Source organism: Arthrobacter glycogeni (assembly GCF_054511155.1).
This window is the reverse complement of the sequence record NZ_JBTNDE010000013.1, coordinates 1-25,749: the sequence shown is the minus strand read 5'-3', so window position 1 is coordinate 25,749 and position 25,749 is coordinate 1. Positions and strand designations below refer to the sequence as shown.

General features: G+C 63.7%; 25 protein-coding genes. 15 read left to right on the top strand and 10 right to left on the bottom strand.

Annotation, left to right across the window (positions count from 1 at the left end; all coding sequences use genetic code 11):
• Positions 1-11: 11 nt before the first annotated feature.
• The 6 genes from ACX80O_RS10280 (at position 12) to lepB (ending at position 5,992) form a co-directional block, all read left to right on the top strand.
• On the top strand, positions 12-560 hold the full coding sequence (locus tag ACX80O_RS10280; protein ID WP_459333382.1) for a hypothetical protein: 549 nt from the start codon (positions 12-14) through the stop codon (positions 558-560).
• 97 nt (positions 561-657) lie between these two features.
• Positions 658-1,626: an AfsR/SARP family transcriptional regulator gene (locus tag ACX80O_RS10275; protein WP_459333381.1), complete on the top strand. Its 969-nt coding sequence runs from the start codon at positions 658-660 to the stop codon at positions 1,624-1,626.
• A gap of 190 nt (positions 1,627-1,816) precedes the next feature.
• On the top strand, positions 1,817-2,506 hold the full coding sequence (locus ACX80O_RS10270) for a response regulator transcription factor (RefSeq protein ID WP_459333380.1): 690 nt from the start codon (positions 1,817-1,819) through the stop codon (positions 2,504-2,506).
• A complete protein-coding gene (locus ACX80O_RS10265; RefSeq protein WP_459308328.1) occupies positions 2,499-3,839 on the top strand; it encodes a sensor histidine kinase in 1,341 nt (446 codons plus the stop codon). Before ACX80O_RS10270 ends, ACX80O_RS10265 begins: the two co-directional genes overlap by 8 nt.
• 72 nt (positions 3,840-3,911) lie before the next feature.
• Positions 3,912-5,516, top strand: a complete 1,605-nt coding sequence (locus tag ACX80O_RS10260) for a multicopper oxidase family protein (RefSeq protein WP_459333379.1) — start codon at positions 3,912-3,914, stop codon at positions 5,514-5,516.
• The gene (lepB, locus tag ACX80O_RS10255; RefSeq protein ID WP_459308331.1) at positions 5,504-5,992 is read left to right on the top strand and encodes a signal peptidase I; all 489 of its coding nucleotides are present in this window, start codon (positions 5,504-5,506) and stop codon (positions 5,990-5,992) included. Before ACX80O_RS10260 ends, lepB begins: the two co-directional genes overlap by 13 nt.
• Here lepB and ACX80O_RS10250 read toward each other — a convergent pair.
• Positions 5,989-6,390, bottom strand: coding sequence for a YccF domain-containing protein (locus ACX80O_RS10250; RefSeq protein ID WP_459308333.1), 402 nt, complete (start codon positions 6,388-6,390; stop codon positions 5,989-5,991). The two genes, lepB and ACX80O_RS10250, sit on opposite strands and share 4 nt — an antisense overlap.
• Positions 6,391-6,483: 93 nt before the next feature.
• On the opposite strand from ACX80O_RS10250, the gene ACX80O_RS10245 reads away from it, so the two are divergent.
• On the top strand, positions 6,484-7,935 hold the full coding sequence (locus ACX80O_RS10245; protein ID WP_459333378.1) for an amino acid permease: 1,452 nt from the start codon (positions 6,484-6,486) through the stop codon (positions 7,933-7,935).
• Positions 7,936-8,103: 168 nt separating this feature from the next.
• Here the strand turns inward: ACX80O_RS10245 and ACX80O_RS10240 are convergent, their stop codons facing one another.
• Positions 8,104-9,786, bottom strand: a complete 1,683-nt coding sequence (locus tag ACX80O_RS10240) for a DEAD/DEAH box helicase (RefSeq protein ID WP_459308336.1) — start codon at positions 9,784-9,786, stop codon at positions 8,104-8,106.
• 304 nt (positions 9,787-10,090) lie between these two features.
• Between ACX80O_RS10240 and ACX80O_RS10235 the strand changes: the two genes are divergently transcribed.
• The 8 genes from ACX80O_RS10235 to ACX80O_RS10200 all read left to right on the top strand — a co-directional run bounded on the left by ACX80O_RS10235 (position 10,091) and on the right by ACX80O_RS10200 (position 17,484).
• A complete protein-coding gene (locus ACX80O_RS10235; protein WP_459333377.1) occupies positions 10,091-11,338 on the top strand; it encodes a M20 metallopeptidase family protein in 1,248 nt (415 codons plus the stop codon).
• A gap of 219 nt (positions 11,339-11,557) precedes the next feature.
• A complete protein-coding gene (locus tag ACX80O_RS10230) occupies positions 11,558-12,334 on the top strand; it encodes a type 1 glutamine amidotransferase domain-containing protein (protein WP_459333376.1) in 777 nt (258 codons plus the stop codon).
• Between the two features lie 144 nt (positions 12,335-12,478).
• Positions 12,479-13,363 (top strand): tRNA (guanosine(46)-N7)-methyltransferase TrmB, encoded by an 885-nt coding sequence (trmB, locus tag ACX80O_RS10225; RefSeq protein ID WP_459333375.1) that lies wholly within the window; start codon positions 12,479-12,481, stop codon positions 13,361-13,363.
• Between the two features lie 171 nt (positions 13,364-13,534).
• Positions 13,535-14,686 carry an MFS transporter gene (locus tag ACX80O_RS10220; RefSeq protein WP_459333437.1) on the top strand — a complete coding sequence of 384 codons (1,152 nt, stop codon included), beginning with the start codon at positions 13,535-13,537 and terminating at the stop codon, positions 14,684-14,686.
• A gap of 92 nt (positions 14,687-14,778) precedes the next feature.
• The gene (locus tag ACX80O_RS10215) at positions 14,779-15,429 is read left to right on the top strand and encodes a hypothetical protein (protein WP_459308342.1); all 651 of its coding nucleotides are present in this window, start codon (positions 14,779-14,781) and stop codon (positions 15,427-15,429) included.
• On the top strand, positions 15,422-15,718 hold the full coding sequence (locus tag ACX80O_RS10210) for a transcriptional regulator (RefSeq protein ID WP_459333374.1): 297 nt from the start codon (positions 15,422-15,424) through the stop codon (positions 15,716-15,718). Before ACX80O_RS10215 ends, ACX80O_RS10210 begins: the two co-directional genes overlap by 8 nt.
• An 18-nt stretch (positions 15,719-15,736) precedes the next feature.
• Positions 15,737-16,681, top strand: coding sequence for an ABC transporter ATP-binding protein (locus ACX80O_RS10205; RefSeq protein WP_459333373.1), 945 nt, complete (start codon positions 15,737-15,739; stop codon positions 16,679-16,681).
• Positions 16,678-17,484 (top strand): ABC transporter permease, encoded by an 807-nt coding sequence (locus ACX80O_RS10200; protein WP_459333372.1) that lies wholly within the window; start codon positions 16,678-16,680, stop codon positions 17,482-17,484. The genes ACX80O_RS10205 and ACX80O_RS10200 overlap by 4 nt, the downstream gene beginning before the upstream one ends.
• Before the next feature lie 28 nt (positions 17,485-17,512).
• Here the strand turns inward: ACX80O_RS10200 and ACX80O_RS10195 are convergent, their stop codons facing one another.
• The 8 genes from ACX80O_RS10195 to ACX80O_RS10160 all read right to left on the bottom strand — a co-directional run bounded on the left by ACX80O_RS10195 (position 17,513) and on the right by ACX80O_RS10160 (position 25,215).
• A complete protein-coding gene (locus ACX80O_RS10195; RefSeq protein ID WP_459333371.1) occupies positions 17,513-18,193 on the bottom strand; it encodes an SDR family NAD(P)-dependent oxidoreductase in 681 nt (226 codons plus the stop codon).
• 60 nt (positions 18,194-18,253) lie between these two features.
• Positions 18,254-18,937, bottom strand: coding sequence for a PspA/IM30 family protein (locus ACX80O_RS10190; RefSeq protein WP_459333370.1), 684 nt, complete (start codon positions 18,935-18,937; stop codon positions 18,254-18,256).
• A 20-nt stretch (positions 18,938-18,957) separates the two neighbouring features.
• A complete protein-coding gene (locus tag ACX80O_RS10185; protein WP_459333369.1) occupies positions 18,958-19,557 on the bottom strand; it encodes a hypothetical protein in 600 nt (199 codons plus the stop codon).
• Positions 19,558-19,619: 62 nt separating this feature from the next.
• Entirely contained in the window at positions 19,620-20,033 is a 414-nt protein-coding gene (locus ACX80O_RS10180) for a heat shock protein transcriptional repressor HspR (protein WP_459308353.1), read from the bottom strand.
• Between the two features lie 29 nt (positions 20,034-20,062).
• Positions 20,063-21,064 carry a DnaJ C-terminal domain-containing protein gene (locus ACX80O_RS10175; RefSeq protein ID WP_459308354.1) on the bottom strand — a complete coding sequence of 334 codons (1,002 nt, stop codon included), beginning with the start codon at positions 21,062-21,064 and terminating at the stop codon, positions 20,063-20,065.
• Positions 21,065-21,229: 165 nt separating this feature from the next.
• Positions 21,230-21,943: a nucleotide exchange factor GrpE gene (locus ACX80O_RS10170; RefSeq protein ID WP_459333368.1), complete on the bottom strand. Its 714-nt coding sequence runs from the start codon at positions 21,941-21,943 to the stop codon at positions 21,230-21,232.
• Positions 21,944-21,945: 2 nt separating this feature from the next.
• Entirely contained in the window at positions 21,946-23,844 is a 1,899-nt protein-coding gene (dnaK, locus tag ACX80O_RS10165) for a molecular chaperone DnaK (RefSeq protein WP_459308357.1), read from the bottom strand.
• 1,101 nt (positions 23,845-24,945) lie between these two features.
• Positions 24,946-25,215, bottom strand: a complete 270-nt coding sequence (locus ACX80O_RS10160; protein WP_459308358.1) for a hypothetical protein — start codon at positions 25,213-25,215, stop codon at positions 24,946-24,948.
• Positions 25,216-25,749 lie beyond the last annotated feature (534 nt).

Below are 25,749 nucleotides of genomic sequence, written 5' to 3'. Positions count from 1 at the left end.
ATGATCGTGGCATGGCCATCGACAATGTACCCCCCGGATCGGTTGCGTCTCCCACCCGCCCGAAATCGGGACGGCGTCGCTTTGCTCTCATCCCTGCCGTTTTGCTACTCATCGTCGGCAGTCTCGTCTACATCGCGCTGTCCCAGGAGAAACCTCCCAGCGTTCCACTCGGTGCCTCGGCCGCCGTTACCGGTGGGTTGAGCCGCGTCAACGGGATCATCCCCCTCGAATCAGACGACTGGAAACCTCAAGGCAGCCCCACTTGGCTTGGCAATCCTCCCGGGGATAGTTCACACCGGGTCAGGGTGCTGCTGGAGCTGACGGCTCTTGAACCCAATGGGGTGGCCTTCGACGCCGACGACTACTTTGTTGCGGGGGTGGGAACCGACCGTCATGACGTGGTGTGGGCTCCGATCGAATCGGCGTTCCTGGCTCAAGGGGACAACCTCACCGCTACCCTCATATTCGAGCTGCCAGACCAGGCGATCCTCCTGACACTTGAGAACGACGACGGCGTACGCCTCTCGCTCGGCACCGCCCACCACTCCGGCGGGCAGTAAGCACCCCCAACTTTGGGGGTGCTTACCACCCAGATGGGGCTTCCTCGGTGGTGAGTGAGAAGCGGAAAATTTGAAGCATCCAACCTAGGGGCACATCATGGATGCTACACATCAACCACCGGCCAACCGTCCTGGCCCACCACCCGTTCACCTATCAATCCAGATCATCGGCAAGCTGCGGGTCCGCCGGGGAAATGTCGTCCTCGAAGCGCACCACTTTGGCGGGCCCAAACCACGCCAGATCCTCGAAATCCTGCTCCTAAAACTCGGAACACCGGTGTCGAAAGACTGTCTGATTGAAAAGCTCTGGGGCGACCACCCGCCAGCCGAGGCCATTGCGACCCTGGAGAGCTACGTCAGCGTGCTGCGGCGCCGCCTGCAACCGGGCGCAGGCAAGACGGGGGTCCTGCGCACCTCGAACGGCGGCTACGTCATGGATCCATCGCTGGTGGATCTCGATCTGGACCGTTTCAATTCCCTCCTGCGTGGGGTTCGGGCGTCTTCGCCCCAAACCGCCTATCCCCTGCTCCAGCAGGCCCTTGAACTGTCGGCTGTCCCGCTGCTTGCCGATGAGCTTCGATCCGACTGGGCGCAGGAAGAGCGCGCCCAGCATTCCGCCCGGGTCACGTCCGCCCTGATACAGGCCGCCGAGATCGCGTGCGCTTTGCAGAACCCGGGTGACGGAGTCCGCTGGGCGGAGCGTGCCCTGGATGCTGACCCTCTGAACGAGGGCGCGTGGACGGCACTGGTTTCCGCGCTGGAGCAGGCTGGGCGTCACACTGAGGGCCTCCAGGCGTACGAGCGGTGTCGGCGCACCCTGGACCTCGAGCTCGGCTGTACCCCTGGGCCGAAACTGCGGGATGCCCAGGTCCGGTTGCTGCGCGCCACGGCAGCCGGCAAGTCTGAGCTGGCCGATGTACTTTCGGCTCTCCTGATCCTGCATGGCCGGGTAGAGGGGCCTACCGAGCTTAGTCCAGTCCCGGCTGAGCCCGCGATCGGGAAGACCGTCCGCCTTGCGGGTGAGGTGCTGTCCTCATTCCTGCAAAGGGCCCTGGCAACTGCCTGACACGTCGACCGAAAGTGGCATGATCACCATCTGGTTTGCCACAACCCACGGGGCTCCCTATGGGCTCCTCAGGATTCGCCGAGTATTTGGTCAAGATTTCCGCACCATTTACTGGTTTCGTCGCCCGTGAGGATGCATACTCAAACTACACACACAGCTGTTGGGGCGTGACACCGTAGGGGTGATTGTCATGACAGTTCTTGCAGCCGATGCCGTTCCCGTCGAGCTGACCCAAATCCGCGTCCTGATCGTCGACGACCACGCAACTTTCGCCGAGTTGCTGGCCCAAGCCCTCGCACGGGAACCCGATCTGGCCAGTGTCGGATTCGCGACCAGCATTGGTACGGCGATTAGGCAATTCATGTTGCTGCGCCCCGACGTCGTCGTGATGGACTATCACCTGCCCGACGGCGATGGCATCACTGCGGCCGAGCAGATCCTTGCCCTGGCCCCGAACACCCGTGTGATTATGCTCACTGGCGATCCTGACCCGCGGGCGCTGACCCGGGCTGCGGGCAGCGGTATCTGTGCTTTCCTGCCCAAGGACGGTTCCCTGGCCACCCTTCTGGAAACCCTGCGGCACGCACGGAACGGCGGAATGATGGTGCACCCGCTCCTCGTCACCCAGCTCGGTGCGCGGCGGAAGACACAGGGGCTGGGATCCCGGTTCGCCGCTCTCACGCAGCGCGAACTGGAGGTGCTCAAGTTGATGGCGGCGGGACACGACGTCCGCGCCAACGCGAGAGCACTCGGGATCACCGAAAACACCTGCCGTGGTTACGTCAAGTCCATCCTCGGTAAGCTAGGAGCGCACTCACAACTCGAGGCAGTTGCGGTGGCCGCCAACCTCGGGCTCCTGATTGATCATCGGCATGGATAGCGCCTGGCATCAGAGGCCACCAGCCGCCAAAGAGACAGTTGCCGAGCGTTCCAAGGTTCGGAGCGCCGTGGGGCAGTTCCTCCTCACCGGACTGCTTGTCATGGTGCTGATTGCCACGCCCGTGGCCTTCTGGATCCGCGCGGAGGCTGAGAGCCACGCCCTCGACAATGCGCAGCTCATCACACAACGCCTCGCTGACTATGCCGTCAGCCCGCTGATTACAGCGCAACTGATCGCAGGCGACCCTGCGGCCATCGAGGAGCTCGACACCCGTCTGAAACCCTGGCTGGAACGGGGCAACGTCCGACGGATCAAGGTGTGGGACAGGGACGGCCGAATCGTGTATTCGGACGTACCATCCCTGATCGGCCAGCGGTTTGACCTCCCAGGTCCCGGCCCCGGCCTGCTCGCCGGAGCCGACGGAACCGCGAGTCTGGAGAATCAGCAGGAACTGGAAAACGAGTATGAGGCGGACTCGGGGGAGTTGGTGGAGGTATACGTCACATCGGCGGCGGCCACCGGTGAGCAACTGGTCTTCGAGGCGTACTACGACGACGAGGGCGTGCGCGAAGAGCAGGCTCTCGTGCTTTTGGCGATCGCTCCGATTTTCCTCCTTGCCTTCGGCGTCCTTCAAATGGCGCAGCTGATACCAGCTGTCCGGCTCGCCCGCCGGATCCAGGCGCACGAGGTGTCCCGACGCAAACTGCTGCAGTACGCCATTGAAGCGTCCGATCTGGAACGCCGGCGAATTGCCCGGGACCTGCATGATGAGGTCATCCAGGACCTAGCCGGCCTGTCGTACGCCATGGAGTCCGAAGAGAAACGCGGTGTTGTCTCTCAACGCCTGTTGTTCGGCCGCGTCCGGTCAATCCTTCAGGAAAACGTCAGGACCCTGCGGGCCATGACCAGTGAGCTTTACCCGCCTGACCTGGACAAACTCGGCCTTCCTGCCGCTTTGACCCGGTTGGCGGAATCCCTCCGCGAACAGGGCATCGACGTGGCGCTGCAGGTTCCGGAGAACTGCGAGATGGACCGCGACCACGCGGTCATGTTGTATCGGGTGGCTCGGGAAGTACTCACCAATACTGTCAAGCATGCGCAGGCGAACACGGTCCACCTATCGTTGCTGAAGAAGGACACCAGCACCGTCATGACCATCAGGGATGACGGACGCGGGTTCAATCCGGAGGATGGTTCGCCCGACGGCCATCTTGGGTTGCGGCTCATGCATGACACCATCAGAGAGGCTGGCGGATCCCTTCAGGTGCTGTCCGGTGGGGGCCGCGGCACCTCGGTCATCGCGACGCTCAGCCGCGTGCCCTCCGCCGCGTAACCTCACCACGAACACAGGGTTTCTGTAAGGACGTTTTGGCATTCTGGAGCATACCGTTCGAAGGAGGCCATCATGTCTATCTCACGTCGACAAGTGCTACTCGGAGGTGGATTGGGGGCGCTCGGCGCGGGTACCCTGCTCGTTCCGACACGTTCGGTCGACGCCAAATCCATTAGCCGCCTGGCTCCACGGGACTTGCCCCTCCCGTTTCGAGCGCAATTCGCGCAGGCCCCCATCCTTCAACCGGTGTCGACAAGCATTGACCCCCTGGACGGCGCACCGGTCAATCACTACACGCTCACGGAAATGGCCGCTACCGCAGCAATCCTTCCGCGACTAAAGACCCAGATCCTCGGCTACAACGGCATCTTCCCGGGTCCCACGATCAGTCTGGACCAGGGGACAAAGGCGGTCCTGACGGTCCGCAACCAGTTGCCGCCCATCCACCCCTTCGACGGCCATCCCCTGACGACCTCGACTCACCTGCACGGCTCTGCCTCGCTGCCCCAATTCGACGGATACGCCAGCGACATTACCCGTCCCGGGTTCCGCAAGGACTATCACTACCCCAATTTTCAGCCGGCGCGCACCCTGTGGTATCACGACCACGGTGTCCACTTCACCGCCCTCAACGTCTACTTCGGGCTGGTCGCGCAGTATCACCTCCACGACCCGGTCGAGCGGGCGCTGCTCCCTCAGGGGAAGTTCGATGTGGCTCTGAGCATCTCCGACGCGATTTTCGCGGCGAACGGCAACCTCAACTACGCAGACAACACTCACTCGGGGCTGTGGGGCGACGTTATCTTGGTCAACGGCCGCCCGTGGCCCGTTATGAAGGTGCAGAAACGCGTCTACCGGTTCCGGATCCTCAATTGCTGCATCTCCCGATCGCTAAGGCCCACCCTGAGTACCGGCGACCCGGTGACCGTTGTTGGCGGCGACGGCGGGCTGTTGCCGATGTCCCAGGCAGTGGCCTCCTGGCGGCATGCCTCCGCGGAAAGATACGAGATCCTCATCGATTTCCGGAAGTACGCTACCGGCCAACGGATCGAGCTGCGGAACCTCTCGAACAAGAACAACGTGGATTACGACTTCACCAACAAGATCATGGCATTTGACATCACCGACGAGCCTGTCGACAAGGACGACCCCACCTGGAACACCATCCCGGTACAACTCACCACCAGCAACCCGGTGATGGACCTCAACCCAGCCGAAGCCAGTAAAGTGCGCAAATTCAGGGTCAAGCGTGACGACCTCTCAAACATGTGGACTATCAACGGAGAAACCTGGCAGGACGTCATCACCAGCGGATACAAACGGGTCATCGCTGATCCCGGGCTGAACGCCGTGGAGATCTGGGAGTTTGAAAACAGTTCCGGTGGATGGTTCCATCCCATCCATATCCACCTGATAGATTTCAAGATTCTCAGCCGCAACGGTCGGGTACCGTTCCCCTACGAAAAGGGGCCAAAGGACGTGGTCTATCTCGGCGAAGGAGAGACCGTTCGACTGTTGATGAAGTTCGGGCCGCACCAGGGTCGCTACATGATGCACTGCCACAACCTCCCGCATGAGGATCACGACATGATGGTTCAGTTTCGGGTCGGGTTGGACGAAAACTCCTTCGATCCCAACGATCCGATTACAGCGGCACCGGCAACATGGGACGGCTAGGACCCCGCGGGGCCCTCGGCGCGGCATTGCTAGGAGTTGCCCTGCTCGCCGGGCTCCGGCTGTGGGTTCTGGAACCGTTCACCGTGACGTCGGACAGCATGGAGCCGACGGTGCAGCAGGGAAGTACCGTGCTGCTCTACAAACATCAGCCAGCCGGGGAGGCTGGATCCCTGGTGGTGTTTCCCCACCCAACGGACGGGGCGTTGACCCTCAAGCGCGTCGTCGGCGTCGAGGGGCAGACGGTAGCAATCCGGGATGCGGTGCTTTTCATTGACGAGGTTCGCGCCGACGAAGCGTTCGTTGACTACGAAAGCATCGATGGCACCTACTTTGGCCCCGTCACGGTCCCTGAGGATCATGTCTTTGTGCTCGGTGACAATCGGAGTACTTCCATTGATTCGCGGGACTTCGGGCCAGTCGCCGTCGAACGGTTGACTACTCCCATAATTTGGCCGGCAGCCGGCGGTGGGCGCTAACGCAGTTGCGGGACCCGGCTGCCGTGCGTCTCGATAATTTGTTTGCCAAGTGGTGTCAGGGAGATCGGGATCATTTTGAGGTTGGCGATGCCCAGGGGAATGCCGATGATGCTCAGGAACATGGGAATCGCCGTCAGGACATGCCCGATAGCCAGCCAGATACCTGCGACAACAATCCAGATCACATTGCCGAGCGTCGAGAGCGTGGACGCCCTGCCGCCCCGGTCCACTATCGACCGTCCGAAGGGCCAGATAGCGTAGGCGGCGATCCTGAAGGAGGCAATCCCAAACGGGATGGTGACGATCAGCAGGCAGCAGATCACGCCAGCGAGGACGTAGCCTAGCGCGAGCCAAACGCCGCCGAAAATCAGCCAAATTACGTTCAGAAGTGCGTTCATGGGTCTATTCTTCCTTCAAAGGTCTCATCTGGTCTATGGGGGACATCCCTGAAAATAGTGCACCCATCCACTCGCTACCCTGACGGAGGAACCATGTCACAGCAAAATCCACACTCAATTATGAGGCGGAAGTCGATCGCCCAGATGGACGACGAGGCGGCAAAGAGTGGCCTGTTCAAAAGTCTGGGCCTGTGGCAGTTGACGGCAATCGGCGTCGGCGGGATTATCGGCGTGGGCATCTTCACCCTTGCAGGCTTGGTGGCGAGCGGCCAGGAAGGCGGCGAAGGGGCTGGCCCGGCCGTGCTGATCTCGTTTCTCATCGCGGGACTGGCCAGCGCTGCAGCGGCATTATCGTACGCCGAGTTCGCCGGGATGATCCCCCGCGCGGGTTCCGCATACACCTATGGCTACGTCGCACTGGGCGAATTCATCGGCTGGTTCATCGGCTGGGACCTGCTGCTGGAGTACATTGCCATCGTCGCTGTGGTGGCCATCGGCATCTCGGGATACTTCACCGAGTTCATGAGGGGCATCGGCATCGAGGTACCGATCTGGATGCAGGGCACCCCCGATACCCTGGAAGGCGGACTGGTCAACCTTCCGGCGATCGTGGTGTGCCTGTTCATCACGTTCATCCTCAGCAGGGGAACCAAGACCTTCGGGCGCTTCGAACTGGTTGCCGTAGCGGTGAAGATCCTGCTGATCCTGTTCATCATCGGCCTGGGGTTCTTCTTCGTCGACGGACAGAACTACGCGCCGTTCATCCCAAATGGCTTCGGCGCGGTGTTCGCCGGCGCCGCCACAGTCTTCTTCGCGGTCTTCGGCTACGACGCCATGAGCACCGCCGCAGAGGAAGCCACCGACGGCAAGAAACACATGCCCAAGGCGATCATCCTGTCTCTGGCCATCGCCATGGTCCTCTACGTTCTCGCGACACTGGTCCTGACCGGGATGCAGAACTGGGAGGACCTCGACACCAGCGCTGCTTTCGCCGTCGCCTTCCAATCGGTGGGGCTGCCGGTGATCGCGACGATCATCTCGGCCTTCGCTGTACTGTCCATCCTGACAGTGATGCTCACCTTCCTGCTCGGCGTCACCCGGGTGTGGTTTTCGATGAGCCGGGACGGCCTGCTGCCGAAGTGGTTCTCAGGGACCGATAGCAACGGCACCCCGCAACGTGTCACCTGGATTGCCGGAGTTGCCTCGGCCTTCCTTGCGGGGGTCTTCCCGATCGGAATCATCGCGGACCTCACGAACATCGGGATCCTTGCCGCGTTCGTGGTGGTCTGCATCGCCGTGATCGTGCTGCGGTACAAGCGGCCCGACCAGCCCCGCACCTTCCGGCTGCCGCTGATGCCCGCGATCCCCATCTTCGGCGTCATCGCCTCGGCGTTCCTCATGTTCCAGCTGGACTGGCAGACCTGGGCCCGCTTCGGTGTCTGGTTGCTCATCGGCCTGGTCGTCTACTTCGGCTACAGCCGGCGTAACTCGGTCATGAACCCGAACAGCCCCCGCTATGTGGAAGTGGTCCACGACGGGATCTGACCAGCTGGCCCCCGTTCCGTTCCGGTGGTCAATCTGGACATCCGGGTCCGATATTCCCACCCCGGAAGTCTAGATTGATCCGGTGCGTCCGGATAGCTCACCGTCGACTGGTGGCGTTAAACGAAAGTGCCCCTCCCCGGACGGGGAAGGGCACCTAGCGGGGGTTAGCTAGTTCGTCCGGCGATCATTCGACGCCGGCGCGGTGGCGCGGCGCGGCCCGCTGGGCCGGCGTCCTGCACCAGTCGACGGAGTGTGGTTGCGCTGGTTGCCCGGCTCCTGCTTGGCAGCAGCACCTGACCTGTGCGATGACTGCCCGTGGGAGGCGACGTCGGTCGCCCTGGCACCGCTAGCCGGACGGCGGCTGCGGTTGCCGCCGCCCCCGGTTCCCGAGCTGGCTGGACGGTCGTCGTCGCGACGGCGTGCGCCGCCGCTTGCGCCATTCGAACCGGCGGTCTGGCCGCCGAAGCGGGCTCCGCGCGGCTGATCCTGACGGCGTTCTGACCGGTTGCCGCTCGGCTCGGCAGCGACGCGTCCGCGTCCTCCACGTCCGCCACGGCCACCCGTCGAAGGGGCCGCGGTACCGCGGCGCTTGCGTTGGGCGTTGGCTCCGGTAGAGGTGCCGCCGCCGCGCTGTGCCTCACGTGCTGCGACCAGCGACGCCCGGGTGCGGGGGTCAACCTTCTCGGCGATATCACCGATAAGCTTGCCGACCAGCGGCGACGTGGCCTTAACGTTCTCGAAAGCGACGTCAACGCCGGCAGCGCGCATCAGCTTCTGGACCTCAGACTTCTGCTCCGGCAGGGTGATCGTGACTACGGTGCCTGACGAACCGGCACGCGCCGTGCGGCCCGAGCGGTGCAGGTACGCCTTGTGTTCGGTGGGTGGGTCCACGTGGACCACCAGTTCGACGTCGTCAACGTGCACACCGCGGGCGGCGACGTCGGTGGCAACGAGCACCCGCACATCGCCGGAGGAAAACTCGGCGAGGTTACGATCACGGGCGTTCTGGGACAGGTTGCCGTGCAGATCAACGGCAGGGATGCCGGCGTCGGTCAGGGTCTTGGCCAGTTTGCGTGCGTGGTGCTTGGTGCGCATGAAGAGTAGACGGCGTCCGCTGCCGGAAGCGAGCTGAACGATGAGCTGCTTCTTCTGCGTCTGGTCGCCGACCAGGAGCACGTGGTGCTCCATGGTGGTGACCGACGCCTGAGGATCGTCAACGGAGTGGGTCAGCGGGTTGGTGAGGTACCGCTGCACGAGCTTGTCCACGCCGTTATCCAGGGTCGCGGAGAACAGCAGGCGCTGGCCTTCCTTGGGCGTCGTGTCCAGGAGTTTCTTCACGACGGGAAGGAAGCCGAGGTCGGCCATGTGGTCGGCCTCGTCCAGCACGGTAATCTCGACGGCGTCAAGGGTGATGATCTTTTGACGCATCAAATCCTCAAGGCGGCCCGGGCAGGCGATGACGATGTCCACACCAGCGCGCAGGGCTTTTTCCTGGCGGGCCTGGGACACTCCACCGTAAATGACTGTGGTGTTCAACCCGAGCACTGTTGCCAACGGCTCGATGGTGGCGTTGATCTGGGTGGCGAGCTCACGGGTCGGTGCAAGGACCAGCGCCAGGGGGCGTCCCGGCTTGCGCCGGTAGGCGGCTTCCTGTTCGGCCAGGCGCGCCACCATCGGAAGGGCGAACGCAAGGGTTTTTCCGGAGCCGGTGCGGCCGCGGCCCAGGACGTCGCGGCCAGCCAACGTGTCCGGAAGGGTCTTGACCTGGATGGGAAACGGTTCGGTGATCCCCTGGGCGGTAAGGGTTTGGACCAGTGCCTTGGGCACACCGAGTGCAGCAAAAGTAGTCATGTATGTACACGAACTTTCTTCTCATCTTCCCCACGAATCGGTTGACCAGTGGGGGTCGCCGAAGAAAAGTCAAACAGTGTCAACCGCGCTCCAATGTTGTGAGCTCGAATGCGGGACAAAAGAAAGCGTTCATCGACGCAAGCTGCGGTAATAACCGGCTGCGTTGGAGTCTTTCCAGGCAAGCCGACACGCAGGCAAGTCCCCTTAGTGTATCAGCGAATGCTCCCCGAGACTTGCGTCGGCGGCGGTTTGGCCGTGAACTGGGGGTAAAAGTGACTGACACCACAGCTACCGGGAGGCCGCCATGACCAACTCCACCGAGACAGTGCTCACCGACGCGCAAGGGCTTCATGACGACCTGGTGCGGTTGCGCCACCGCCTTCACCAGGAACCGGAGATTGGCCTGCAGCTGCCTCGAACCCAGGAACGAGTGCTCGAGGCGCTCGACGGATTGCCCTATGAGGTCACCCTGGGCCGGGACACTACGTCGGTGACCGCAGTGCTCCGCGGTCAGGGATCCCACGCGTCAGCCCAGAAACCGGTGGTCCTGTTGCGTGGGGACATGGATGCGCTGCCCGTCCAGGAACAGACCGGAGTGGTGTACTCGTCAACCATCGATGGAGCGATGCACGCGTGCGGACACGACCTGCACACTGCCATGCTGGCCGGGGCCGCCACACTCCTTGCAGGCCGGCGGGACCAGCTGGCGGGCGACGTCGTTCTCATGTTTCAGCCCGGCGAGGAGGGGTTTGACGGCGCCGGGGTGATGATCCGCGAGGGAGTGCTGGAGGCGGCCGGACGCAGGCCCGACGCCGCGTATGGGCTCCATGTGATGTCGGCACTCGCGCCCAATGGGCTATTGTCGACGCGCCCCGGGACCCTGATGTCCGCCTCGGACGGGTTGCATGTGACGGTGCATGGAGCGGGCGGGCACGGTTCGGCTCCGCATCTGGCGAAGGATCCGGTGACCGCAGCCGCCGAGATGGTGACTGCGCTGCAGGTGATGGTCACCCGGCAATTCAACATGTTCGATCCGGTGGTGGTGACCGTCGGCGTGCTCAGGGCGGGCACCAAACGCAACATCATCCCCGAATCGGCGGTGTTCGAAGCCACGGTGCGGACGTTCTCGGAGGCGAACCGGGAAAAGATGCAAGTGGTGGTGCCGCGGCTACTGGAGGGTATTGCTGCCGCCCACGGTCTTGAGGTGACTGTTGACTACTCGACCGAGTATCCGTTGACCGTGACCGACGACGCCGAGACGGAGCGGGCCGAGACGGTCATCGCCGACCTGTTTGGCTCCCACCGGTACAGCAGGATGGCGCAGCCGCTGAGCGGATCGGAGGACTTTTCCCGGGTCCTGGCCGCGGTGCCGGGCAGTTTCGTGTTCCTTTCGGCAGTCGCCCCGGGAGCGGACCCGCTGCAGAGCGCGTTCAACCACTCCCCGTATGCCACCTTCGACGACAACGTTCTGGGCGACGGTGCGGCCCTCTACGCTCAGCTTGCACTGTCGCGGATTGCCGGGCTGGCCGCCGTCGTGAGCCAAGTCGGGTAGCACCAATTCCTGCACGGGCGACCGCCGCGGCGTCGAACACTCACGCTGCCCCCTTCCGCTGCAGAAACCGGCGACCGCGCCCGATATAACTAGCGCGACTATCGGTTTCTGCAGCGCTAGCCAGTTTCTGCAGCGCTAGCCGGCGCGGCGCCATTTCCTGTGGGGTGCGCTGTGGGTGCTCCTCGCCTAGGGTGGAATCAACGACTAGAGGAGCACTCAATGAAAAAAGTTCTGCTTGTACTGACCAGCGTTTCCGAACTCCGCGACTCCGGCGAGAAAACCGGCTACAACGTGGCTGAAGCTGCCCACCCGTGGAAGGTCTTCAAAGACTCCGGCCACTTCGTTGACTTCGCATCCATCAAGGGTGGCCAGCCTCCCCGCGACGAAGTCGACACCTCCGACCCCATTCAGGTGGCCTTCACCGAAGACGAAACGACCAAGGCTGGGCTTTACAACACGGCCCGGGTAGACGTGGTTGACCCGTCGCAGTACGACGCCGTGTACCTGGTGGGTGGGCACGGCACCATGTGGGACTTCCCGGACAGTGAAGGCTTGCAGAATCTGGTAGCCAGCGTTTACAACGCCGGCGGTGTGGTCGGGGCTGTCTGCCACGGTCCGGCCGGCCTACTGAACGTTGAGCTGGAGAATGGTCTCCGACTCGTTGAAGGTAAGCGCGTTGCAGCGTTCACCAACGATGAGGAAGTTGCTGCCGATAAGGACAAGATCGTTCCGTTCTTCCTGGCGGACCGTCTGGAAGAACAGGGTGCCACCCATGTGTCGGCGGGGGTCTTCGAAGAGAAGGTGGTCGTTGATGAGCGACTGGTCACAGGCCAGAACCCGGCTTCCGCCGGCGGTGTCGCGAAGGAAATGGAGAAGCTCCTCGCTGAGGTCATTCACCAGGAAAAGGCCGAGGAGCAGGACGAAGCCACAGCACTACGCGCAGAGAAGGACGCCGAGAAGGCAACAGCCGCAGCAGCAGCCGAGTCCGACCACTAACCGACTGCACTCCGGGGGCCGCACCGCCACCGACACCACCGTCGGCGGCGCGCCCGCGGTAGCGGGGTGGAAAACTCGCGTTCGCGGGTCCATGTCAGCCCACTGCTACGGGCGCGTTTCGTTGGCTTGGATACGCTTAGACCAATGAGTACTCACCCAGCAGCCCCCACTCCCCCAGCCGAACCGCACCTGTCCCAGCCGGTTTCCTTCGTGCGGAGGGGCTCCCGTCTGCAGGGCCGACGGCGGCAGGCGTGGGCGGAACTGGATGGGTTTGTGGTTGAGGTGCCGCGCAACACGATGGCCGACACCTCGGTGGATCCCGAGTACCAGTTCGACGCCGCCGCCGAGTTTAATCGGGATGCCCCTCTCGTCGTCGAGGTGGGGTCAGGCCTGGGCGAGGCGATTACCCACGCCGCCGAACTGCAGCCGGATTTCAACTTTCTGGCGCTCGAAGTCTATAAACCGGGCCTCGCCCAGACCCTGCTGCGGATCGAGCAAAAGGGTCTCACCAACGTCCGGATCGCGCAGGCGAACGCTGCCGAAGCACTCGCCACCATGCTGCCGCCGGGATCCGTCGGTGAACTCTGGGTGTTCTTCCCCGACCCCTGGCACAAGACCCGTCACCGGAAGCGTCGCCTGGTAAAAGCCGACTTTGCCGAGACCGCTGCCCGGGCCCTGGCGCCGGGTGGCCTTTGGCGGCTGGCGACCGACTGGTCGGACTATGCCGTGCAGATGCGGGACGTCCTGGACGGCTCGGAGCAGTTCGTTAACGTGCACGACAACGAGCGCACCGGCGCGGACAGTCCTCTCACCCAGGTGTGGGAGAGCGGGGTGGAACTGGTGGTCGGTGGAGCCCCCGTACGGGAGGGCAAGGACCCTGTCAGCACCGGAAACACCGGCATCAATGAGGGCGTCGACGCCCGCGGTGGGTGGGCCCCCCGCTTTGACGGCAGGATTCTCACCAGTTTCGAAAACAAGGCCCACGAAGCCGGCCGGATGATCTTCGATCTGACCTATCGCCGGAACTAGGCGGACAGGTTTGCACACCTTCTCCGAGCGCGCCCGCCTGAGTGACGGCGCGTCGGTGGCGACACGCCGTCGGGCGCTTCGGAACCTGAGCAGACCTGCACGGGGAGACCTCCGGTGAACCCGCCGGGAACGTGGGATGGTCACCCCAAGGGCAGCCGGGCGTACAACCGGATGCTTTGGGCCTTGTTCTTCGCTGGGGTGGCGACCTTCTCCCAGCTCTATGCCGTGCAGAGCGTCCTGACGAGCATCACCGACGACTTCGCGATCTCCGCGGCGGACGCATCGCTGACGGTGTCGGCTGCGACGATCGGGCTGGCCCTGGCGGTGATCCCCTGGTCCTGGGTGGCTGACCGGGCTGGCCGAAAGCGCGCCATGACCTGGGCGATCAGCGCCGCCGTCGTTTTCGGCCTGCTGGTGCCACTGGCTCCTACCTTCGAGCTGATGCTGGTGCTGCGCTTCCTGGAAGGTGCGGCGCTGGGCGGAATCCCCGCCATCGCCCTGGTCTACCTTAACGAGGAGGTGCAGCGGCTGCACGCCGCCGTCGCTGCCGGGACCTATGTCGCGGGGACAACCATCGGGGGGCTGTCTGGTCGGCTGGTCGCGGGGCCGGTGGCGGACCTGTTCGATTGGCGGGCCGGCGTCCTGGTGGCGAGCCTGATGGCAGCGCTCGCGGCAGTGGCGTTTGTCTGGCTCGCGCCCGCACCGCGCGGATTTGTTCCGGCGGTCCGGGACGTTGACCCCAGGCTGTCGGAGCGAATTGTCCACAACCTCCGGTCGGCTCGCCAACTCGGTTTGTATGCGCAGGGCTTCCTGCTGATGGGTGGATTCGTCGCGGTCTACAACTATCTAGGTTTCCGCCTTGAACTGCCGCCGTTCGGCCTCCCGGGAGCGGTGATCAGCCTCCTGTTCCTCGCCTACCTTGCAGGGACAGTCACTTCCAGGGTGGCAGGAACCCTCACCGGCCGCTTTGGCCGGCTGCGGGTCATGCTGGCGGGGATTCCGGTCATCGTGGTGGGCCTGCTGATGACCCTGTCCGATTCCCTCCCCCTGATCGTTGTGGGCTTGGTGACCTTTACCGGCGGATTCTTCACGGTCCATTCGGTGGCCGCCGGCTGGACGCCGAGGCTCGCCGACGTGGGTCGCGCCCAGGCGTCTAGCCTGTACAACTTTTTTTACTACGCCGGGTCCAGTCTGATCGGCTGGGTTGGAGGCTTCTTCTTTGTCGGGGCCGGCTGGACCGGGGTGGTCTTCTTTGCGTCAGGGCTTGCACTGACCGCGGGGATGATCGCGATAGCCACCCTCCGCAGCGTGCCAGACGATTAGTCTGGCACGTATTTCCTACAGCCCCTTGTGTGCAAACTGGTTTGCGCGACAAACTGGTTTGCATAACGACACGTAGGAAATGGGGAACCACAATGACTACACCTGCGACCGACGGCGAGCAGCCTCTCGATCTGCACAACGCCCTACGCGTGGTGCATAGTGCTCAAGCCACTGCGCGCCGTGAACTCCGGGGCAATGAGGCCCTACTGTATCTGGTGTGGGGGCTTGCATGGCTGCTCGGTTTCGGCACCCTGCATGGTGCGCGGTTCGGGTGGCTTCCCCTCGCCTATGGACCGGCACTTGGCGTCCTCGGGGCAGCGGTTCTGATCGCCGTCGTGATCACTATTGTCATTGCTGGCCGCTACAGCCGTGGTATTCGGGGACACTCTTCGTTTGTTGGCGGGATGTATGGGGTCGCCTGGGCGCTGGGATTCCTCGTCATGGGGACGCTGAGCGGGATCATCGCCAACGTCGTCGATGACTTCTGGGTGCGCGGGATGCTCATCAATAGCATCGCCATTCTGATCGTGGGCCTCCTCTACATCACCGGCGGAACCACCTTCAACGACAAAACGCAGTCCATCATGGGCATCTGGTTCCTGGTGATTAACATGGTGGCGCTGTTGAGTGGGTCAACCCACTACCTCACGGTGTTCTTCATTTTGGGGTCCGGTGGGTTCTTTGTTGCCGCCCTGGTGGAAACCTTACGCCGCCGTCAGCAACGGCAGGAGACCCATGCCTGATCTTGACCCGATCATTCACGCCGAGGCACGGTTGAGGGCCATCACCACCCTCAACGAGGTGGGGGAACGGGATCGCATCGCGTTCACCAAGCTCCGCAAAATCCTGGATATGACCGCCGGGAATCTTTCCACCCACCTGCGCAAGCTTGAGGACGCCGGGTATGTGGAGGTCACCAAGACCATCGAGGGCCGCACGCCCGCCACCTACGTGGCGATCACCCCGAAGGGCAAGGCCGCCTTCGCAGACTATCGAAAGGCTCTGCGGGAACTCCTCGCGGGGCTGTCCTGACCGTCGACCGGAGCTGCCATGACTGCCCCCACCACACCCCCCGCCGCGCCTATCCTTGCTTCAGCGTCGGACGTCGTCAAACGATTCGGCGGAATCACGGCACTGGACGGCGTCAGCCTCGACATCCGCTCCGGCGAAGCCGTAGGGCTACTGGGGCCCAACGGAGCCGGCAAGTCCACCCTGATCAGCCTGCTCTGCGGCCTCCGCCGGGTCGATTCCGGCGAGGTGCGCCTGTTCGGAGGTAACCCGCGGGACCCGGCATCCCGGTTAAGCCTCGGATCGACACCGCAAGCCACGTCAGTGCCCCAGACCCTGAGGGTCAGCGAGACCGTTGACTTTGTCGCCGCCCACTATCCGGATCCGGTACCCACCGCCGAACTCCTGGACAACTTCGGCCTGTCCACGATGGCCGCCAACCAGTGCGGTGGTTTGTCCGGTGGACAGCAGCGGCGCCTGCTGGTTGCGCTTGCCCTGGTGGGGCGCCCCGCGCTGGTGATCCTCGACGAGCCAACCACCGGGCTGGACGTCGAGGCCCGGGAAAGTCTGTGGCGGCTCCTGCGCGATTACCAGCGGTCCGGCGGGACACTGCTGATCACCAGCCACTACCTCGAGGAAATCCAGGCACTTGCCGGGCGAGTGGTCGTGATCGACAAGGGGGCGGTAGTCGCCGATGGCACTGTGGACGACATCCGCAGTCACGTCGCGCTCAGCAAAGTCTCCTTCCGTACCGGGTTGCCGGCGTCGTCGTTCAAACGCTTGGCGGACACCGTGGGCGTGGCAACGCACGACGACGGCCGCGTCACCATCACCACCACGGATGGGGACGCCACGGTGAGGGCGCTCGTGCTGGAAAACCTCGATGTCCGGTCCCTCGAAGTGCATACAGCCAGCCTTGAGGAAGCCTTCAGGGCGCTGACCGGGAACCAGCAGGGCGCCCGTACTATCAGTCAGGAGCAGTCATGACAGAGATGTCAGGCCCACGGGCCGGAGCACCCTCGCAGATAACCCTGATCCGGGCTCACACCAAAGCCCAGATCCTGGAGCAACTCCGGATTCCGGTGGCGGTGATTTCGTCGACCATCTTTCCTGCCCTGGCACTACTTTTCTTCGTCATTCCGCAGGCAACCACCATCGAGGATCCCATCGCGTCCCTGACCGCAGTGGCGCAGCTGGCGCTGTTCGGCGTGATGAGCGCGTTCCTCTTCAACTATGGAATCGGCGTCGCTGAAGAACGGGCGAACCCGTGGAGCAGCTATCTTCGGACACTTCCGGCCGGACCGCTCCCAGCGACCATAGCCCGGGCACTGACCGCCATACTGTTTGCCTTCATCGCCCTGATTCCGGTCCTGATTCTGGGCGCCACGCTCACCGCGGCACCCGACGCGTTTACGGGCGGCCCGCTGTCCTGGTGGCGGGTTCCGGTCTCGATCGGGGTGTGGCTGCTCTGCGGATTACCATTTCTGGCCCTCGGCCTGTTCATCGGGTATCTCTGCACATCGAAGGTAGCGATTGCCGTCACGCAGGTGGTCTTCTTCCCGCTCGCCTTCGCCGGGGGAATGTTGCTGCCGCCGTTCCTCTTCCCGGGTTGGCTCAACACTTTCTCGTTGTTCCTGCCGTCCCGGGCCGCACGGGACATCTCGGTTCAGGTGTTCACCGGTCACGTCATTGAACCGCTGTCACTCCTGACCATCACCGCGTGGACCGTGGTGCTCGGCGCGTTGGCACTATGGGCCAACCGGCGGGATCAGGGACGACGGTTCCGGTAGGGCCCGACTGTCGTCGTCCCAAGAATGGCTAGCTGAATGCCGATGCCGGCAGATCCTTCTCGCCGTCGACAATTGCTGTCAGGATCCGGGCCGCAACAGCTTCGGGATCCTTCCCCTGGGGCAGACGTGGGGCAGACCCCGCAATTGCCCGGCCGACCAGCCCGGTCTCCGTGTGCGGCGGCCGGACATCGAGTACCCGGATGCCCTGCCGCCGGGTTTCAAGGGCCAGAGCTTTCCCGAATGCGCTCAGGGCGGCCTTGCTGGCGGAATAGGCGGCCATTCCAGCGGTGGGGCTCTCGGCCACGACCGCGCTGATCTGGGCGACCACCGCATCCCGTCGCAGCTGCGGCACTACCGCCCGGATCAGCCTGATGTAAGCCATGAGGTTCACCAGAAGAAGCTCATCCAGCGTTTCGTCGTCGAGCTCCGCCACGTGACCAAATGCGACCACACCGGCTGCATAGACCAGGCCGTCAATTTCCCCGCACGCCTCAGCTATGTCGGCTGGCGCTCCGGGATGGGTGAGATCGGCCGCAATGGTTCCGGCTGCGGAAGCCCCAAGCTCCTCGGCAAGGCTGCCAAGCTTTGCGGTGGATCGTCCAGAGAGGGTAACCTGCGCGCCAGCAGCAACTAACTGCCGCGCCATCGCAGCGCCGAGCACCCCCGTCGCTCCGACTACCAAGAAATGCCCGCCACTGATTGTTGTCATGTCGCCGAGTCTACCCACGGCGCAGCCGCGCGAGCGGTGTGGCCCTCCGTGACACGGGAACTAGTCGCTCGGGCGACGGTTCTTCAGCCGCTCCAGCTCCCGGTCGGCCGCCGAGCTGGCCTCCAGCTCCTCGAAGGCTTCCTCGACCCGGCTGGAGTTGGGGTCGGACCAGGACAGCTCGTCACGGGCCGCGGCCTGGGCCTGCATGCGGCGGGCTTCCAACTCGGCCCGCCGTGCCGCGGCTTCGGCGCCCGCAGCCGCCTGCCCGGATCCGGCGAGCGCATCCTGCATCCCGAGTTCGGCCTGCGCCGCGCCGTGGCGGGCCTTGAGCGTCTGGTAGCGGATGCCGTTATCCTCTACCCGGGTTTCGAGCCGTTGAAGGTTCGAGTCGAGCTGGCGCACCTGCGCATCAAGCCCGTCACGCTGGCGGGTGAACGTTTCGAGCCGCTTTGAGGCGGCCATGCTGCGTCGCAGGGCAGCGCGGGCGGCGTCGTCGTCGCCGGCATTGACAGCGTCGGACGCGGCTCGCTCAAGTTGATTGAGTTCGGCGCGTGCTTCTCCTGCGAGCAGTTCGAGGCGGTGACGGTTGGCGGTCAGGTCTGCGACGCTGCGGCGCGCCTTGTCCACCAGATCGAGTTGCTGGCGGTGCGCTTCGTCGACTGTCTGGATCGGGTCGGTGGGCTTCTCCTGCGCCGCCGTGCGGTTGGCGCGGACGACGCGGGAAATGCGGCGGCCAATTGACATGATGGTGGTCCCCTCAGCCTCTACTGGATCTGGTCGCGTGTGCCGTAGGACTTGCTCCACGCCTGCAGCACATTGATCTCGCGCGTCAGGTGGGTGCTGGCCCGCTGGATTTCGTTGGCGCCCGTGGGCTGGCCGGCCTGCATCAGGGACCGGCGGAGGTCAGCCGACAAGGTGCCGTACGACTGGACCTGCTCACCGATCCGGCCAGCCAGGTCACGTTTGAGCTGCCGGTCGGGTTCGCGTTCGGCCATCCGCAGCTGATCCTCGAGCGCACGCTCGGCCCGGAAAAGGTCTTCAGCCACGATGGGAAGTTCACCAATTGGCCCCCCGCTCCCCGCTGCGGCATCCAAGGCCCGCCGGGTCGCCTGACCCGAGCGCCGCAGCTCCAGGCGGAGCCGCGCGATCCGCCGGACGCCGTCGTCGACCGCGTACGAACGAGCTGTCAGCACGCCATTCGAAAAGCTGCGCTGCACGACGCCGGTCCGGCGCAGCCGCCGGACAATCATCCAGGTGGCAAACGCCATGCCCAAGCCAATCACCACCAGCGTCGCCCCGCCGATCAGGAGCAGCAGCTGGATCATTTCGCCGAAATCACCGGCGTCGGAGGACTGTTGAGGCATACCCCCAGTCTGCACCGTAACCGCGCGGGTTTCCAGCGGTACGCCAGCTCGCGGCACCGGCATCACGGCCGCCACACCACCATCGCCTGACTTCGGGGGCGGGGACGCTTCCCGCGGGCGAGGGTGACGACGTCGCCCGCTAGCCCCGCAGCGAAGACCCTGCTGGAGTCGGGCTGACGACGGCGGGACGCCAACTCGTCGGAGAGCTCCTGCACCCGGTGCTGCAGCGCTGCCACCTGGTTCTCGAGCTGCAGGATTCGACGAATGCCTTCCAATGACACGCCCTCCTGCGAGAGCCGCTGTACCTCGCGAAGGGTGGTCACGTCCCGCTGCGAATAGCGCCGGGCACGGCCGGGCGCCCTGCTGGGCGTCACCAGACCTAGCCGGTCGTATTGGCGGAGGGTTTGCGGGTGCATGTCGGCCAGTTCCGCGGCGACGGAGATCACGTAAATAGGCAAGGTTGCATCAATGGGCATCGTGACCTCCTCTCGCAGCGGTTTTGGCTTTAGAGTTTCGCCTTGGCGGCGAGACCGGCACGCGGGTCGGCGTCCGATGTCGCGGCGGCGAACGCCTCGACAGCCGCTTCGGCGTCCTTGTTGAGGTTCTGGGGGACGACGACGTCGATGGTCACCAGCAGGTCACCCGACACCTTGGGTGTCGAAACGCCACGACCCTTGACGCGCAGGGTGCGCCCAGACGGCGTTCCGGCCGGAACTTTGACCTTGACTGTGTCTCCGGTGAGCGTCGGAACATCGATTTGCGCTCCAAGCGCTGCCTCCGGGAAGGACACCGGGACGTGAACGCGAATGTTGTCGCCGTCGCGCTGGAAGTACGGGTGCGATTTGACGCTGACGCTGACCATCAGGTCCCCGTTTCCGGCCGCGCCAGCCTGCCCTTTGCCACGAACACGAACCTTCTGGCCATCCTTGATTCCAGCAGGGACACGGACGTCAATCACCTCGCCGGACGGCTCGCGCAACCCGATGGTGGTGCCGTTGATGGAACCGGCGAAAGAGATGTTGGTGGTTGCCGTTCGGTCGGCGCCCTTGCGCGGGGTGGGCTGGTACCCGCCGAATCCGCCGCCACCACCCTGCCCGAACAGGTCCGCGAACTCGGGGGGAAGGTTGTTGTAGCTGGCTCCTCCGCTACCGGCGCGTTGGCGGCCAGGGCTGGGCCGTCCAGAGCCTTGGCCGAAGAGGTTGCCGAAAATATCCTCGAAGCCGGCGCCACCAGGCCCTCCGCTGGTTCCCCCAGCAGTGAAGCGTGCGCCGCCACCCATGGCTCGGATGGCATCGTACTGCTGGCGGTCCTCAGGATCGGATAGCACCGAGTAGGCCTCGGAGATGTCCTTGAACATCTTGTCCGAGCCGCCGGTTGCCTGGTTCTGGTCCGGGTGATGTTTGCGTGCCAGCTTCCGGTACGACTTCTTGATATCGGCGCCGGAAGCATCTTTGGGGACACCGAGGATCTTATAGAAATCCTTGTCCACCCAATCCTGACTGGCCAATTGGTGTCCCCTTAGTCTCTCGGTGTGCGGTGTTCGTAAAGTCGGTTGCGCAGCGGGACGGAAGCCTTGACGGGCCAACGAAATTCCTGCGGCCGCGGACGGCCTTAGGAATATTAAAGGCCCTTACAAGGCCCCCGCCCAGCTGCAAGTGTCACCTTTCGGCGATCACTCAGGTACTGCGACGATAACCTGGGCTGCGCGAAGGACTCGGTCGCCCTTCTTGTAGCCTGCCCGCAGAATCTGGTTGACGCTGTCGAACTGCACGTCGGCGCTGGGCTGCTGGATCAAGGCTTCGTGGATATTCGGGTCGAACTCCACGCCGGTCTCGTCGATCCGGGTCAAGCCGTAGGTCTTCAGCGCGTTCTCCAGTTTCGTGGAGATCGCGGCGAAAGGTCCGTCGGTCAGGTCGCCATGCTGGCGGGCAGCGTCGATGTCGTCGAGCACGGGCATCAGGGAATTCAGGACCCCGATTACCGCCATATCCCGGGCGACATCCCGGTCACGTTCGACCCGCTTCCGGTAGTTGACGTACTCGGCCGACAGGCGTTGCAGGTCCGTGCGCAGCTCGGCTTCCAATGCGGAGGCCGATTCGGCGGCGGGCTGGGTGAACCCTTCACCGTCAATCCCGTTGAGGATCGCCTCGGCCTGAGCCAGTGCATCGCTGCCGTCGGAAGGCTGCTCCCCGGCGTCGACGTTGGCTTCATCAACTGGATCCTGGACGGAGTCCGGTGTCACGGGCTGGTCAGTGGGACCAGCCTGTGCGCCGTCGTCGTCCTGGTGCTGCCCACGGACCTTACCTGTCTCAGGATCAATTTTCCGGTTGTTACGGAAGTTGACCGGTTCAGACTGGTGCTCTTCTTCGTTTCCGTGGTGCGGCATGACTACTTCTTTTCGGTGGTGTCGTCTTCGTCGACTACCTCGGCGTCGACAATGTCCTCGTCGTTCGAGGCCGGGCCGGCGTCCGGCGTCGTCCCGTCCTGAGGGGCGTCGGCGCCGGGCGCCGCCGCGTCCTGCTGGGCAGCTGCGTAGATAGCTTCGCCGAGCTTGGACTGCGACGTCTGAAGCTTCTCAAACGCTGCCTTGACCGCGTCAACCGATCCGGCTTCCTCGGGGTTGGCTTCCAGTGCCTTCTTGAGGTCGTCGACGTCGGCCTGAACCTCGGTTTTGACGTCCTCGGGCAGCTTGTCCGAGTTGTCTGAGATCAGCTTGTCGACGGAATAGGCCAGTTGCTCGGCACCGTTGCGGGTGTCGGCTGCTTCACGCCGTTCCTTGTCCTCGGCCGCGTGCTCTTCAGCTTCGCGGACCATGCGGTCGATGTCTTCCTTCGACAGCGCGGTGCCGCCGGTGATGGTCATCGACTGCTCGGCGCCGGTGCCCTTGTCCTTGGCGGACACGTGGACGATGCCGTTGGCGTCGAGGTCGAAAGTGACCTCAACCTGGGGCACGCCGCGGGGCGCTGGTGCGATACCGGTCAGCTCGAAGGTACCCAGTGGCTTGTTGTCCCGGGTGAACTCGCGCTCGCCCTGGAAGACCTGGATGGCTACCGATGGCTGGTTGTCATCAGCGGTGGTGAAGGTTTCGCTGCGCTTGGTGGGAATGGCCGTGTTGCGCTCGATCAGCTTGGTCATCATGCCGCCCTTGGTCTCAATCCCGAGGGACAGGGGGGTGACGTCGATGAGCAGCACGTCCTTGCGCTCGCCCTTCAGCACGCCGGCCTGGAGTGCGGCGCCGACGGCGACTACCTCATCGGGGTTGACGCCCTTGTTGGGCTCCTTCCCGCCCGCCAGCTGCTTGACCAGTTCAACGACGGCCGGCATGCGGGTTGAGCCGCCCACGAGCACGATGTGGTCAATGTCGGCAACCTTGATACCGGCTTCTGCGATGACGTCATTGAAAGGCTTCTTGGTGCGGTCCAACAGATCCTTGGTGAGGTCCTGGAATTTGGCGCGTGACAGGTGCTCGTCCAGGTGGACGGGGCCGTCAGGCGTCACCGAGAGGTACTGCAGGGAGATGTTGGTGGAGCTCGCCGAGGAGAGTTCCTTCTTGGCCTGCTCTGCCGCTTCCTTCAGACGCTGCAGCGCGATCTTGTCCTTGGACAGGTCAACGCCCTTGGCCTTGGCCTGGGATAGCAGGTAATCCACGACGCGCTGATCCCAGTCGTCGCCGCCGAGCCGGTTATCACCGGAGGTGGAGCGCACCTGAATGGTGGAGAAGTCGTCTTCATCCTTACCAACCTCGAGGAGGGACACATCGAAAGTGCCACCGCCCAGGTCGAAGACGAGGATGAGCTCATCTTCCTTACCCTTGTCCAGGCCGTACGCCAGTGCGGCAGCGGTTGGCTCGTTGACAATGCGCAGCACGTTCAGGCCGGCAATCTCGCCGGCCTCCTTGGTGGCCTGACGCTCGGCGTCGTTGAAGTAGGCGGGGACGGTGACGACGGCGTCGGTCACCTTTTCGCCCAGGTAGCTTTCGGCGTCGGTCTTCAGCTTCTGCAGGATACGCGCAGAGATTTCCTGCGGCGTGTAGTTTTTGTCGTCGACCTTTACGCTCCAGTCGGTGCCCATATGGCGCTTGACGGAGGCGATGGTGCGGTCAATGTTGTTGACGGCCTGGCGCTTGGCGATCTCGCCGACCAGTACTTCGCCGCCCTTGGAGAACGCAACGATCGAGGGCGTAGTCCGTGCGCCTTCAGCGTTGGCGATAACGGTGGGCTCGCCACCTTCGAGTACGGAAACCACTGAGTTGGTGGTTCCGAGGTCAATACCTACTGCACGTGACATGCGTATTTCCTTTCAACAGCCCGTAGTGAGGGGAGCGCCCAGCCCCTGGATTCCCCGAATCTTCTGTCGACGACCGAGGCTTGAGCGTTCTTCACTCAACTGTACTCAGGCTTGATGGAGAGTCAAATTGAAGTTGAGTCACCTTCGCTCAACTTCAACGCCTGTCGACGTTGCGAAAGCGGAATGGCGCGGATCTGGCCCAATTTGCGACGGTTCAGCCGTGAGAGAACGGGCCACATATTGGTTGTGGGAAGCCACGTGGCAGATCCGCGCGGGGTATTGACAGCATCGGCGTCACGAATGACCTAAATCACCGCTCTCGCCGACACCGAATTGGTAGCTATCCCGTTCGGGGCAGGTCGGCCCGGCTCGAACGCTCTCATGCTTGCGCAGAGGGCTCTTCACCGATCCGGTGTGTCTCTGGATTGCTGCAGAGTGACGCGCGGGACTTCGCGGCGGAGCCCGGGATTGGCATTGCGATGGCTTCACGGTTTGCGACCGCCGCAGAACTCGCCGGAGGTTCCACCCGAGGTCCCGATAGCACGGCTATCAGTAGCACAGCCGAATTGCCGAGCTGCCTCGGGTGAGGTGAAGCGGGGTCGCTTCCAGAAGCGACCGTTGACGGCGCTCACGGGCGCACTGTGCCCGGTTCGGCAACAATAGAACAGGCGTGGCTGGGGCTGAGCCCGGGCTGAGACCGCAGGGGCTCCCCCAAACGGAGCCACCGTCTTTAGGGGCGTCGGGTGGCTCCGTTCAGTATGCCGTTACAATGCCCGGCATCCAGAGGCGCAGGTGGCGGTCTCGGTACCATCGACTCCTCTTGTTTGAGTGTCTACTGCACGCCTTGGGAAATACCTAGGTCAACGCGGCAGCGATCCGTTTGCTGCTCCATTGCGGCCTCAAACACTGGCAGGCTCGGCTCAAGCGCGTCCATGTTGGCAGTCAGGGAGATCCTTGAGGAACCGTCGCGTTTCCAACGACGCATCGGGTATCACCAAGACGCATTGGTCGGTGAGCGCCCGGTCGAACGTTTCCTCCCCGGGATCCAGCGAGCGAACAAACTGATCGAACGTTCCCTCGGGTGCGGCGATTGAGAACTGCTCATGTCTGGGCAGCGCGAATTGGCGCATTGCCCGTTCTGGCGGCAACGTCGAGGACCCGGTCTCCTGGCTGCACCCACGCGGCGTCAACGAGCACGGTGCCAAGGTCGGGAATGATTTCGGCGGCCAATGCCGGATAGTCGCCCAACGCCCACATGGCCCGGTGCCTGGCTTTCAAAGTCAGGTCTGTATCTTGAACGTCGTCGTGCTGAACAGTGGAGTCTGTGATGCGACCGATTGTGGCCTCTACTGATTCAGCTGTATCGAGCATATCTAGACCGTCACGCCAACCCCTTCCCTTTCGCAGAACCGTGAGGTCTGGTGGGTGATCGGGTGAGTCGCCCGATCTAACGCCTCAGCGGGTGGGTTGTGGGGTTTCGTGCACGCCCCCTGTGGGCTGTGACCGGGCCGCGAAAAATAGTTCAAAATTCTTTTCCGGATGTCCTCCTGCGGACCTTATTTTGTCAGTGCCCGATGATGGAATGGGGGTATGAAAAGCAGTACAGCTTCTCCTACCGGAAAGGGATACCCTCCCGAATCCGGCCCGGACTCCGGCTCCAGTAGAGGGCCCGCAGATACGTCTGCGGGTACGTCCACGGGGGCGTCCGCGGGTGGGTCCTCGAACACGTCCGCGGGGGCTTCGGGCGGTTCGTCGGGGACGTCTGGTGGGGCGTCTGGTGGGTATGGTCCGGGGGGTCCGTTGGGCGTCGGCGCGGTGTGGACCGCCCCGGCGGCTGATCGGGAAGCGGCAGCTGATCGGCCGGTGTTGATGGGCGGGGTGGCTGTGGCGGCGGTGGTCGGCCTG